General features: G+C 57.1%; 11 protein-coding genes. All 11 read right to left on the bottom strand.

What is annotated here, in order from left to right:
* Position 1: 1 nt before the first annotated feature.
* The 11 genes from ACOTX5_RS12110 to rsmH are packed head-to-tail and all read right to left on the bottom strand — an operon-like array spanning position 2 to position 13,064.
* Entirely contained in the window at positions 2–922 is a 921-nt protein-coding gene (locus tag ACOTX5_RS12110; protein ID WP_045911011.1) for a D-alanine--D-alanine ligase, read from the bottom strand.
* Positions 915–2,390: a UDP-N-acetylmuramate--L-alanine ligase gene (gene murC, locus ACOTX5_RS12105; protein ID WP_003856345.1), complete on the bottom strand. Its 1,476-nt coding sequence runs from the start codon at positions 2,388–2,390 to the stop codon at positions 915–917. The genes ACOTX5_RS12110 and murC overlap by 8 nt, the downstream gene beginning before the upstream one ends.
* A gap of 59 nt (positions 2,391–2,449) precedes the next feature.
* On the bottom strand, positions 2,450–3,514 hold the full coding sequence (gene murG, locus ACOTX5_RS12100; RefSeq protein WP_017383783.1) for an undecaprenyldiphospho-muramoylpentapeptide beta-N-acetylglucosaminyltransferase: 1,065 nt from the start codon (positions 3,512–3,514) through the stop codon (positions 2,450–2,452).
* Positions 3,511–4,755, bottom strand: a complete 1,245-nt coding sequence (gene ftsW / locus ACOTX5_RS12095) for a cell division protein FtsW (RefSeq protein ID WP_006810115.1) — start codon at positions 4,753–4,755, stop codon at positions 3,511–3,513. Before ftsW ends, murG begins: the two co-directional genes overlap by 4 nt.
* Positions 4,755–6,071 carry a UDP-N-acetylmuramoyl-L-alanine--D-glutamate ligase gene (gene murD / locus ACOTX5_RS12090; protein WP_045911010.1) on the bottom strand — a complete coding sequence of 439 codons (1,317 nt, stop codon included), beginning with the start codon at positions 6,069–6,071 and terminating at the stop codon, positions 4,755–4,757. The genes ftsW and murD overlap by 1 nt, the downstream gene beginning before the upstream one ends.
* Before the next feature lie 2 nt (positions 6,072–6,073).
* Positions 6,074–7,156, bottom strand: a complete 1,083-nt coding sequence (gene mraY, locus ACOTX5_RS12085; RefSeq protein ID WP_003856353.1) for a phospho-N-acetylmuramoyl-pentapeptide-transferase — start codon at positions 7,154–7,156, stop codon at positions 6,074–6,076.
* Positions 7,150–8,508 (bottom strand): UDP-N-acetylmuramoyl-tripeptide--D-alanyl-D-alanine ligase, encoded by a 1,359-nt coding sequence (gene murF, locus ACOTX5_RS12080; protein ID WP_023303078.1) that lies wholly within the window; start codon positions 8,506–8,508, stop codon positions 7,150–7,152. The genes mraY and murF overlap by 7 nt, the downstream gene beginning before the upstream one ends.
* Complete coding sequence (gene murE, locus ACOTX5_RS12075) at positions 8,505–9,992, bottom strand: UDP-N-acetylmuramoyl-L-alanyl-D-glutamate--2,6-diaminopimelate ligase (RefSeq protein ID WP_045911009.1); 1,488 nt, start codon at positions 9,990–9,992, stop codon at positions 8,505–8,507. The genes murF and murE overlap by 4 nt, the downstream gene beginning before the upstream one ends.
* Complete coding sequence (gene ftsI, locus ACOTX5_RS12070; protein WP_003856361.1) at positions 9,979–11,745, bottom strand: peptidoglycan glycosyltransferase FtsI; 1,767 nt, start codon at positions 11,743–11,745, stop codon at positions 9,979–9,981. The genes murE and ftsI overlap by 14 nt, the downstream gene beginning before the upstream one ends.
* A gap of 15 nt (positions 11,746–11,760) precedes the next feature.
* Complete coding sequence (gene ftsL / locus ACOTX5_RS12065; protein WP_003856363.1) at positions 11,761–12,126, bottom strand: cell division protein FtsL; 366 nt, start codon at positions 12,124–12,126, stop codon at positions 11,761–11,763.
* Positions 12,123–13,064 (bottom strand): 16S rRNA (cytosine(1402)-N(4))-methyltransferase RsmH, encoded by a 942-nt coding sequence (gene rsmH / locus ACOTX5_RS12060; protein ID WP_045911008.1) that lies wholly within the window; start codon positions 13,062–13,064, stop codon positions 12,123–12,125. Before rsmH ends, ftsL begins: the two co-directional genes overlap by 4 nt.
* Position 13,065: the final 1 nt, after the last annotated feature.

The raw sequence follows: 13,065 nt of genomic DNA, 5'->3' as shown, positions 1-13,065 counted from the left end.
ATCAGCCCGCCTGGTCCAGAATACGTACGACTAACTGCGAGAAGCTCATTCCCGCCTGACGCGCCGCCATCGGCACAAGGCTATGGCTGGTCATACCCGGAGACGTGTTTGCTTCCAGCAGATAAAATTGCCCGTCACCGTCAAGCATCACGTCAATGCGTCCCCAGCCACGACATCCCAGCACATTCCAGGCTTTAAGCACCAGAGACTGTAATTCGGCCTCACGCTCTGCTTCAAGACCCGCTGGGCATAAATATTGCGTCTCATCAGAGAGATACTTCGCCTCATAATCATAGAAGACTCCGGCGGGTTGGATGCGAATTGACGGTAAAATTTCTTCGCCAAGCATCGCGACGGTAAATTCCGGCCCGCTAAGCCATTTTTCAATCAGAACTTCTTCATCATGTTGAAATGCCAGTGCTAAAGCGTCAGCCAAATCTACAGCTTTATCGACTTTGGACATTCCCACGCTCGACCCTTCACGGCTCGGCTTCACAATAACCGGTAAGCCCAGTGCCGCAATGCGTGTATTAACGCTGTCCGACAGACCCATTTCATATTCACGACGCGTCAGTGCAACCCATGGCGCAACGGGCAGACCCGCCCCCTGCCACAGCAGTTTGCTGCGCAGTTTATCCATGGAGATGGCGGATGCCATCACGCCGCTGCCGGTGTACGGCATGCCGATCAGTTCCAGCAGCCCCTGCAACGTGCCGTCTTCACCGCCGCGACCGTGCAACGCGATAAAGGCTTTATCGAAGCCCATCGCTTTCAGCTGCGTGACGTCCACCTCTTTCGGATCAACCGGATGCGCGTCCACGCCACCTTCACGCAGGCCCGCCAGCACGGCAGCGCCCGAATTCAGAGAAACCTCGCGTTCGGCGGAAGTGCCGCCAAACAGGACAGCAATCTTATCAGCCATGACGCTCGTCCTCCTGAGTTTGCGGCTTCAGTTTGATTTCAGCTAAGGTACGGGCGATTTTGCCGATATTTCCCGCGCCCTGAATCAGGATCAGATCGTTACCCGTCAGGACCGGGGCAAGCATTTCAGCCACCTGCGCCGGGTCGGGAACCAGAATAGGATCCACTTTACCGCGTCCACGGATGGTACGACATAAAGAACGACTGTCCGCACCCGGAATCGGAGTTTCACCCGCTGCATAAACATCCAGCATCAGCAGGGTATCGACCTGCGAAAGGACGTTGGCAAAATCGTCATACAGATCGCGAGTACGCGTGTAACGGTGCGGCTGGAAGATCATGACCAGATTCTTTTCCGGCCAACCCGCGCGTGCCGCTTTGATGGTTGCGTCCACTTCCGTCGGATGGTGACCGTAGTCGTCTACCAGCATCGCAGAACCTGGCTTACCGTTTACCGGCTCCAGCGGGAATTCACCGAGGAAGTCGAAGCGACGGCCCGTCCCCTGGAAGCTCTCCAGTGCGCGCAGGATCGCTTCATCGTCAATGCCTTCTTCTGTCGCAACAGCCACCGCCGCTGCCGCATTCAGGGCGTTGTGACGTCCCGGAGCGTTCAGGGTGACATGCAGCAGGTCTTTATCCTGACGCGCGAGGGTGAAATGCCCCTGCGCACCGATCTGCTTGTAATCTTCTACGCGTACATCCGCGTCTTCGCTGAAGCCGTAGGTCGTAATTTGACGCCCGACGCGCGGCAGCAGCTCGCGAATAACCGGATCGTCCACGCACATCACCGCACGGCCATAGAACGGCAGGTTGTGCAGGAAGTTAATAAAGGTCTGCTTTAAGTTCTCGAAGTCGCCCTGGTAAGTGTCCATATGGTCAGCTTCGATGTTGGTGACGATCGCCACCATCGGCTGTAGATGCAGGAACGACGCATCGCTCTCATCCGCTTCCGCAATCAGATAACGGCTGTGGCCCAGACGCGCATGCACGCCAGCGGCTTTCACCAGACCACCGTTAACGAACGTCGGGTCGAGACCCGCTTCCGCATAAATGCTGGAGACCATCGCTGTTGTGGTGGTTTTACCGTGCGTACCGGCCACCGCAATGCCGTGACGGAAACGCATCAGTTCCGCCAGCATTTCCGCGCGACGGATCACCGGGATGCGCGCCTCATGCGCCGCAACGATTTCCGGGTTATCCGCGGAGATAGCGCTGGACACCACAACCACGCTCGCATCGCTCACGTTTTCCGGGCGATGATTGAAATAGATAGTCGCCCCCAGCGACGCCAGCTGCTGCGTAACAGGGTTTGGCGCCAGGTCAGACCCGCTGATCTGATAGCCTTCGTTAGCTAACACTTCGGCAATACCGCCCATGCCAGCACCACCGATGCCGACAAAGTGAATGTGCCGGACGCGACGCATCTCGGGCACGATAGAACGCAGTTTTGCCAGTTGTTGTGTATTCATTCTCTAAACGCCATCGACTACTTCAAAAAAATCGTGCAGCGCAACACGCACTGCGAGAATTATGCCTGGGCTGCCAGGCTCACTTCTTTTGCCACCCGTTCCGTTGCATCCGGGATAGCGGTCGCGCGTGCGCGTTGCGCCATCTCCAGTAATACATCCCGGTTCCAGCCCGCCAGGGTAGTGGCGACTGCATCAGCGGTAAATTGTGGCTGCTCAAAAATCTTCGCTGCGCCCGCTTTCTCAAGCGGCAGCGCATTCCAGTACTGCTGTCGGTCTTTGTGCTGGAACGGCACAAACAGCGCCGGTAAACCGGCGGCGGCGATTTCGCTCACCGTCAGCGCGCCCGAGCGACAGACCACAACATCGGCCCAGGCATAGGCTGCGGCCATATCATCAATAAATTCAGTCACTTTATGCTGCGGCTGACCTTCCTGCACGTAGGCCTGCTCAACGGTCTGCTGAGCGCCCTTCCCGCTCTGGTGCCAGATGGTCACCGCATCACCCAGTTTTGCCGCAACCTGCGGCATCGTCTGGTTTAAAATACGTGCGCCCTGGGAACCGCCGACGACCAGCACGCGCACCGGCCCTTCGCGACCCGCCAGACGCGTATCTGGCAGCGGCAGCGCCAGCACGTCCACACGTACCGGATTCCCTACGACATCCGCTTTCGGGAATGCCCCGGGGAAGGCCTGCATAACTTTGGTGGCGATTTTTGCCAGCCATTTGTTGGTCAACCCGGCAATACCGTTCTGCTCATGCAGAACAACGGGGATGCCCAGTGACCACGCCGCCAGTCCGCCCGGACCGGAAACGTAACCGCCCATGCCCAGAACGACGTCAGGCTTAAAACGCTTCATAATGGCGCGCGCCTGACGCCAGGCATTGAAAATGCGCACCGGCGCCAGCAGCTGCGCCTTGATCCCTTTGCCACGAAGGCCAGAAATACGAATAAAGTCGATCTCGATACCGTGTTTAGGTACCAGATCGGCTTCCATGCGGTCTGCGGTTCCCAGCCAGCGTACCTGCCAGCCCTGTTCCATTAAATGGTGCGCAACCGCCAGTCCCGGGAACACGTGTCCACCGGTACCGCCTGCCATCACCATTAACCGCTTCGGTTGATTCATCGTGAACCTCGTGTAAACGCCTGAGCTTTCTCCAGACGCGTTTCATAATCTATGCGTAACAAAAACATGATGGCCGTCGACATGATCAACAGACTCGAACCACCATAACTGATCAACGGCAACGTCAGACCTTTGGTCGGCAGCATACCCGCTGCCGCCCCAACGTTTACCAGCGCCTGGAAGCTAAACCAGATACCAATTGAGCAGGCCAGGAAACCGGAGAAGCGGTGATCGATCTCCAGCGCTTTCCGGCCAATCGACATGGCGCGGAAAGCGACGAAGAATACCATTAATAGCGCCAATACCACACCGATATAACCCAGTTCTTCCCCAATAATGGAGAAGATGAAGTCGGTGTGCGCCTCCGGTAAATACTCCAGTTTTTGTACCGAGTTGCCCAGGCCTTGACCCCAGACTTCGCCGCGGCCAAACGCCATCAGCGACTGCGTCAGCTGGTAACCGCTGCCGAACGGATCTTCCCATGGGTTCCAGAACGAAGTCACACGGCGGATACGGTAGGGTTCGGCGAGGATCAGCAGCACCACCGCCGAAATCCCCATCCCGATGATGGCAATGAACTGCCACAGTTTTGCGCCCGCCAGGAACAGCATCGCCAGCGTAGTGACAAACAGTACGACTACCGTACCGAGGTCGGGCTGCGCCAGCAGCAGGATCGCGAGGACCAGAATCACGCCCATCGGTTTTAAGAAGCCACGAAGGTTGTTACGAACTTCGTCAACTTTACGCACCAGGTAGTTAGCCAGGTAGCAGAACAACGAAAGTTTGGTGAACTCCGCGGGCTGAATACGCAGTGGCCCAAAGGCAATCCAGCGTGATGCCCCGTTAACGGAGCTCCCGACAACCAGAACGATCAACAGCATGATGATTGAGGCGATGAGCATGGCTGTACTGTGCCGCTGCCAGAACGACATCGGCAGGCGTAAGGTGATCATTGCCAGGCAGAACGCGAGAATGATGTACAGCCCGTCACGCTTGGCAAACAGGAACGGGTCGTTTGCCAAACGCTGTCCGACAGGCATTGACGCCGAGGTGACCATAATAAAGCCGATCGCCGCCAGCCCCAGCGTGAGCCAGAACAGCGTGCGGTCGTACATGATCAGGCTGTCGGAATCTTTATCCCGGGAAGCCATCACCCAGCCTTTCAGCGCCGTAAACAGCCATACCAGGATACCAAATCCTGGCAGGCGCGGCATTTTCAGGCGAGGGAGAGATAAACGCATCAGCCTAACTCCTTCGCCAGGCGGGTAAAGACATCACCCCGCTGTTCGAAACTCTTGAATTGATCGAGGCTGGCACAGGCTGGTGAGAGCAGTACCATATCGCCGGGCTTCACGCGTGGGGCGATGAGGCGCATCGCCTGCTCCATGGTCTCGGTTTGCTCGGCGACTTCAGGACGCAACGCTGCCAGCTCGCTGCCATCGCGGCCAAAGCAATACAGGCGCACGTTATCACCGTTGAGGTACTGCTTCAGCGAGGAGAAGTCAGCCGATTTACCGTCGCCGCCCAGCAGCAGGTATAGCGTGCCATCAACGTGCAAACCGTTCAGTGCCGCCTCGGTGCTACCCACGTTGGTCGCTTTGGAATCGTTAATCCAGCGTACGCCGTTGTGCTCCAGCGCCAGCTGGAAGCGGTGCGCCAGGCCGGTAAAGGTGGTCAGCGCCTTCAGGCTTGAAGATCGCGGCAGGCCAACAGCATCCGCCAGCGCCAGCGCCGCCAGGGCATTAGTATAGTTATGCTGGCCGGAGAGCATCATTTCTTTCACGTTCAGCACTTTCTCACCTTTCACGCGTAGCCAGGTTTCGCCCTGCTGACGATTAAGGTGATAGTCACCCATGTTAATACCGAAGCTAATGCAGCGTTCGTCTGCGCCGCGCACCGGCATGGTGAGTGCATCATCGGCATTCACTACGCAAACTTTGGCATTTTCATAAACGCGCAGTTTGGCCGCACGGTACTGCTGCAAGCCGAACGGGTATCTGTCCATATGATCTTCGGTGACGTTTAGGATCGTCGCCGCCGCCGCTTGCAGGCTTGAAGTGGTTTCCAGCTGGAAGCTGGAAAGCTCAAGGACGTACAGCTCACACCCTTTATCAAGCAGCATCAGAGCGGGCAGACCAATGTTACCGCCCACGCCGACATTTTTGCCCGCCGCCTTCGCCATTTCCCCCACCAGCGTGGTGACGGTGCTTTTACCGTTTGAACCGGTAATGGCGACGATCGGGGCCTGCGCCTCCCGGCAGAACAGTTCGATATCGCCGACAATCTCAACGCCTGCATCCGCGGCGGCGCTCAGGGAAGGATGCGCCAGCGCCATACCGGGGCTGGCAACAATCAGATCGGCGGCCAGCAGCCACTCATCATTCAGACCACCCAGGTGGCGTTCAACCTGCTCCGGCAGCTTGTCCAGACCCGACGGAGAGACGCGCGTATCCATCACGCGCGGCGTCACGCCACGCGCAAGGAAAAAGTCCACGCAGGAGAGGCCGGTGAGGCCTAACCCGATGATAACGACTTTTTTGCCCTGGTAATCTGCCATGATTAACGTACCTTCAGCGTTGCCAGGCCAATCAGCACCAGCATCAGCGAAATAATCCAGAAGCGCACAATGACGCGCGGCTCCGGCCAGCCTTTCAGTTCATAGTGGTGGTGAATCGGTGCCATACGGAAGATGCGCTGACCGCGCAGCTTGAAGGAACCGACCTGCAAAATCACCGACAGCGTCTCAACCACAAACACGCCGCCCATGATTACCAGCAGGAACTCCTGACGCAGCAGCACGGCGATAATGCCCAGCGCACCGCCCAGCGCCAGTGAACCGACGTCGCCCATAAAGACCTGCGCCGGATAGGTGTTAAACCACAGGAAGCCCAGCCCCGCCCCGACAATCGCCGTACAGACGATCACCAGCTCACCCGCGTGTCGCAGGTACGGGATGTGCAGGTAGTTTGCAAAGTTCATGTTACCGGTCGCCCACGCCACCAGCGCGAAACCGCCCGCGACAAACACGGTTGGCATAATCGCCAGGCCGTCCAGACCATCGGTCAGGTTGACGGCGTTGCCGGTGCCGACGATCACAAAGTAAGCCAGCAAAATGTAGAACAGCCCCAGCTGCGGCATCACATCTTTGAAGAACGGCACCACCAGCTCGGTGGCCGGGGTGTCTTTTCCTGCCAGGTAAAGCGCGAAGGCCACGCCCAGCGCAATCACCGACATCCAGAAATACTTCCAACGGGCGATCAACCCTTTAGTGTCTTTGCGCACGACTTTGCGGTAGTCATCAACAAAACCGATGATCCCGTAGCCAACCAGGACGGTCAGCACGCACCAGACGTAGGGGTTAGACGGATAGGCCCACAGCAGAACGGACACCACAATCGCGGTCAGGATCATGATCCCGCCCATGGTCGGCGTACCGCGCTTGCTGAAGTGCGATTCCGGACCATCGTTGCGTACAACCTGGCCGAAAGAGAGTTTTTGCAGACGGGCAATCATGCGCGGGCCCATCCACAGCGAGATGAACAGCGCAGTCAGCAGGCTGACGATGGCGCGAAACGTCAGATAGGAAAAGACGTTAAAGCCTGAGTAATATTTGACCAAATGTTCGGCCAGCCAAACTAACATGTCCCGTTCTCCTGTAATGCGTGCACAACCTCTTCCATGGCGGCACTACGTGAACCTTTAACTAAAACAGTCACAATCTGTTTTTCTGTAATCAATGCCTTCAGGCGTTCGATCAGTGCAGATTTATCGGCAAAATGTTCGCCAACTTCACTGGCATCGGAAATGGCCTTGCTCAGCGTGCCTGCGCTCAATACGCGGTCAAGCCCGGCGGCTTTCGCCGCTTCACCCACCTGAACATGGCAGGCTTCGCTTTCATCACCCAGCTCGGCCATATCGCCCACAACCATCACGCGATAGCCCGGCATCTCAGACAAGACCTGCACGGCCGCCGTCATGGAGCCGACGTTAGCGTTGTAGGAGTCATCCAGCAGAAGTTTGTTTTCAGCCAGCTGGATCGGGAAAAGACGCCCCGGCACGGCTTTTAAATTTGCCAGACCTGCTTTGATCGCCGCGTGTGAGGCACCTACCGCCATTGAGAGCGCTGCCGCAGCAAGCGCATTGGCGATGTTATGACGACCGGGCAGGGGCAGCAGCACCTCGATGTCGCCCGTTGGGGTCGTGAGGGTGAACTCGGTGCCGTGTGACGTCACATGAATGTTGGTCGCCGAAAAATCACTGTTTGCCGCATTCGGTGAGAAGCGCCAGGTTTTGCGTGAACCAATGATGCTCTGCCAGTTCAGCCAGTCGTTGTTATCGGCGTTCATAATGGCGATGCCGTCATCCGGCAGTCCGGTATAAATTTCACCTTTCGCTTTCGCCACACCGGCCAGCGAACCAAAACCTTCAAGATGTGCCGCCGCCAGGTTATTCACCAGCGCCGCTTCCGGACGCGTCAGGCTCACGGTCCAGGCGATTTCGCCCTGATGGTTAGCCCCTAACTCAATCACCGCATATTCATGCTCGTGGGTCAGGCGCAGCAGCGTCATCGGTACACCGATGTCATTATTAAGGTTGCCCGCCGTATAAAGCGTGTTACCGCACTGGCTAAGGATCGCCGCCGTCATCTCTTTAACGGAGGTTTTACCCGACGAGCCCGTCAGCGCCACGACGCGTGTTGGCACCTGCTGGCGAACCCATGCCGCCAGCTCGCCAAACGCCAGGCGCGTATCTTTCACCACAATCTGCGGCAAATCGATATCGAGCTTACGGCTGACCAGCAGCGCGCCCGCGCCGTTATCTTTAGCCTGTTGCGCAAAATCGTGGGCGTCAAAACGCTCGCCCTTCAGCGCCACAAACAGGCAGCCCGCCGTCACCTTACGGGTGTCGGTGGTCACAGCCTCAATGGTTAGATCCTGACCATGCAGCATCCCCTGCAATACCGCAGCGGCCTGGCTTAACGTAATGCTAATCATGCCACCACTCCCAGCAGACGCGCTGCCGTCACGCGGTCGGAGTAATCCAGACGACGATTGCCGACGATCTGATAATCTTCATGACCTTTACCGGCCAGCAGAACCACATCGTTCTCCTGCGCCTGCATAATGGCGTTAGTCACGGCCTCCGCACGGCCTTCGACCACGCGCGCACGACCCGCATCCAGCATGCCCGCCAGAATGTCAGTGATAATGGCCCGCGGCTCTTCGGTACGCGGGTTGTCATCGGTTACCACGGGAATATCCGCGAACTGCTCAGCTATGGCGCCCATCAGCGGACGTTTGCCCTTGTCGCGATCGCCACCGCAGCCAAACACGCACCAGAGCTTGCCTGCGCAGTGCAGACGCGCCGCTTCCAGCGCTTTTTCCAGCGCATCCGGCGTGTGTGCGTAATCCACGACCACCGTCGGCTTGCCCGGCGCGCTGAACACTTCCATGCGGCCACAGACCGGTTGCAAACGCTCAGACGTTTTCAGCAGATCCGCCATCGGGTAGCCCAGCGCCAGCAGCGTCGCCAGCGCCAGCAGCAGGTTACTGACGTTAAAGGCCCCCATCAGGCGGCTTTCAATTTCACCTTCGCCCCAGGTGGAAGCGAAGCGGATCGTCGCCCCACTATCGTGGTAGTTCACCTCGACCGCCTTCAGCCAGCGGCCGCGGCAGTTCGGATTAATGCGATCTTCCATCGACACCGCCACCGCATCCGGCAGTTTTTCCAGCCAGCGGCGACCGACTTCGTCGTCGGCGTTAATGATCGCCTGCCCGTGGTGGTGAGTGGAATAAAGCAGCCATTTCGCCGCTTCGTAGTGCTCCATATCACCATGATAATCAAGGTGATCGCGGCTCAGGTTAGTAAAGACAGAGGCAGCAAATTTCAGGGCCGCCACGCGATGTTGTACCAGACCATGGGAAGAGACTTCCATCGCAGCGAAGGTCGCCCCCTGCTCAGCGAGGCCCGCCAGCACACGCTGCACGTCAACCGCCGAGCCTGTAGTGTTTTCCGTCGGGCTTACTTTGCCCAGAAGACCGTTCCCCACCGTGCCCATGACGGCACCGGTTTCGCCCAGCAGCTGCGCCCACTGCGCCATCAGCTGAGTGGTGGTGGTTTTTCCGTTGGTTCCTGTCACGCCAACCAGCTTTAACTGGTCGGAAGGTTCGTTGTAAAAACGTCCTGCCAGCGCGGAGAGACGCTCATTCAGCTGGCTGAGATAGATGACCGGCACGCCGTGCATTTCACGGATCTCACCGTCTGTTGCCTCATCTTTGGCCTCAGCAATAATGGCAGCAACACCTTGCGCAATCGCCTGCGGGATATAACGACGCCCGTCCGCCTGATGACCCACCACTGCCACAAAAAGATCGCCAGAAGCCGCTACGCGGCTGTCCAGTACCATCTCTCGCAGTGCTCGCGCAGGTAGCATAGGCACCCACGGAGCAAGAAGGTCGCGCAAATTACGATCTGCCACCTGTTCCCTCGCCTTGATTAATTACAAATTCACTTTTTTCGCCCGTCGCCAGCGCATCCGGTTCAATGTTCATGGTGCGCAACACGCCGCCCATAATAGCCCCGAACACAGGCGCGGAGACGGCGCCGCCGTAGTATTTACCCGCCTGCGGATCGTTGATGACGACCACCAGCGCAAAACGCGGATTGCTTGCAGGCGCTACGCCTGCGGTATAGGCAATGTATTTGTTGATATAGCGGCCGTCCGGCCCCACTTTTTTCGCTGTACCGGTTTTAATGGCGATACGATAGCCCTTAATTGCGGCCTTCACGCCGCCACCGCCAGGTAACGCGACGCTTTCCATCATATGCACGACGGTACGAACGATAGATTCCGGGAAAACACGTTCCCCCGGAACCGGTGGATCAACTTTGGTGATCGACAGCGGACGATAAATGCCATAGCTGCCAATCGTTGCGTAGACTCGCGCTAACTGTAAGGGAGTTACCATTAGCCCGTAGCCGAAAGAGAAGGTGGCCCTCTCTATGTCAGACCACCGTTGTTTTTGAGGATATAAGCCACTGCGTTCTCCGACCAACCCCAAATTGGTCGCCTTTCCCAGCCCAAAACGTGAGTAAGTATCTACTAACGCTGAGGACGGCATCGCTAACGCCAGTTTTGACACACCGACGTTACTCGACTTCTGTAAGACCCCGGTCAGGGTCAGTTCGCTGTAACGTGCCACGTCTTTGATTTCGTGACCGTTAATTCGATAAGGAATCGTATTCAGAACGGTATTTTCGTTGACGATGCCTCGCTGTAGAGCCGTCATCACCACCATAGGTTTTACGGTTGAGCCGGGTTCAAACACATCGGTGATGGAGCGGTTACGCATTGCATCTTTTGCTGTACCGGCAAAATTATTCGGGTTGTATGAGGGGCTACTGGCCATCGCCAGCACTTCACCTGTCGCCACATCCACCAGCACGGCGCTGCCCGATTCCGCCTTGTTAAACGCGACGGCGTTGTTCAGCTCACGATAGACCAGCGCCTGCAAGCGTTCATCAATACTCAGGGCCAGGTTGTGCGCGGCCTGGCTGTCTGTCGAGGAAATGTCTTCAATGACGCGACCATAGCGGTCTTTACGCACGATTCGCTCGCCAGGCTGGCCGGTAAGCCACTTGTCGAAGCTTTTTTCAACGCCCTCAATCCCCTGGCTATCCACGTTGGTAAAGCCAATCAGGTGCGCGGTGACTTCGCCCGAAGGATAGTAACGGCGGGATTCTTCCCGCAGATGAATGCCCGGCAGCTTCAGTTTCTTAATGTAGTCAGCCATGTCAGGGTTCACCTGACGGGCAAGATAGATAAAGCGCCCTTTCGGGTTGGCGTTAACGCGCGACGCCAGCTGATCCAGCGGCATTTTCAACGCGTCTGACAGCGCCTTCCAGCGGTTATCAAGGGTGATCCCGCCTGCATCGTGTAACTCTTTCGGATCGGCCCAGATCGCCTTCACCGGCACGCTCACCGCCAGCGGACGGCCGGAACGATCGGTGATCATCCCACGAGAGGTAGAAACTTCCTGCACGCGCAGAGAACGCATATCACCCTGACGTACCAGCATGTCAGGCGCGATGATTTGTAGCCACGCCACGCGTCCCAGCAGGAAACCCAGCGCCAGTAAAATGCAGCCGCAAAGCAACGCAAAACGCCAACTGACAAAGTTGGCCTGTTCTTCCTGGCGTTTTGGTTTTAGCGTTTTTGCCGCTGCTTTCATGCGTCGCGTTTTCCCTTATTTTTGTACTACGATATTTTCCTGCGAAGGATCAACATGCTGTAATTGCAGTTTTTCCGTTGCGATCCGTTCAACCCGGCTGTGATCGCCGAGCGCGTTTTCTTCAAGGATCAGATTTCGCCATTCAATATCCAGCGCATCGCGTTCCAGTACCATCTGTTCGCGCTGCGCAGTTAATAAACGGGTATGGTGAGCGGTGGTGACCACCATGACTGCCGTCACAATGATGCAAATGAACAAGCAGAGTGGCAGCTTCCCAAACCGCAAAAGATCGTCGCCGATCACGCCAGGCAAGGCATGGCGCTCGTTGCTTCCTAACGATCCCTTAACTTTGCTTAGGGTCTCTGTCACTCTGCTGATCATGCGTTCGTCCTCTCTGCAATACGCAGCACTGAACTACGGGCACGTGGATTCTCTGCCACCTCTTCTTCGCCCGGCATCAACTTGCCTAATGCTCGCAACTGACGGCCTCCCAGCTTTCTGAGTTGTTCTTCCGTCATCGGCAACCCAACTGGAACCTGCGGACCGCGGCTCTGTTCACGCATAAAGCGTTTTACGATGCGATCTTCCAGCGAATGGAAGCTGATGATGGATAACCGCCCACCCGGGGCCAGCACGTCGAGCGAGCTTTTTAGCGCCAGCTCTATTTCCTCCAGTTCACTGTTTACCCAGATACGAACCGCCTGGAAGGTACGGGTCGCAGGATGTTTGTGCTTGTCCTTCACCGGCGTTGCCGCCGCGATGACTTCTGCCAGCTCTTTGGTACGGGTCATTGGCTCAACGCGGTTGCGCTCCACGATGGCGCGCGCAATACGTTTGCCAAAGCGTTCTTCACCGAAGGTTTTGATTACCCAGGCAATATCCGCTTCGTCAGCAGTTTGTAACCATTCAGCGGCAGACTGGCCGCGAGTGGGGTCCATACGCATATCCAGCGGCCCATCACGCATAAAGGAGAAGCCGCGTTCTGCATCATCAAGCTGTGGTGAAGAGACGCCAAGATCGAGGAGAATCCCGTCGATCTTGCCGGTCAGGCCGCGCTCAGCGACATAATCCGCAAGCGCAGAGAAAGGTCCATGCACGATGGAAAAGCGAGGATCATCGATGGTTTGCGCAACGGCAATCGCCTGCGGATCGCGGTCAATTGCCAGCAGGCGTCCTTCCGCTCCAAGCTGGGAGAGGATCAAACGCGAGTGACCACCGCGACCAAAAGTGCCATCAATATAGATGCCGTCTGGACGAATATTCAGGCCGTTAACGGCCTCATCCAGCAGCACCGTTGTATGTTTATAATTTTCCATCATA

This window comes from Enterobacter cloacae complex sp. IR5441, assembly GCF_049238215.1.
Lineage (GTDB): Bacteria > Pseudomonadota > Gammaproteobacteria > Enterobacterales > Enterobacteriaceae > Enterobacter > Enterobacter hormaechei_C.
This window is presented reverse-complemented; position numbering and strand designations above follow the sequence as displayed.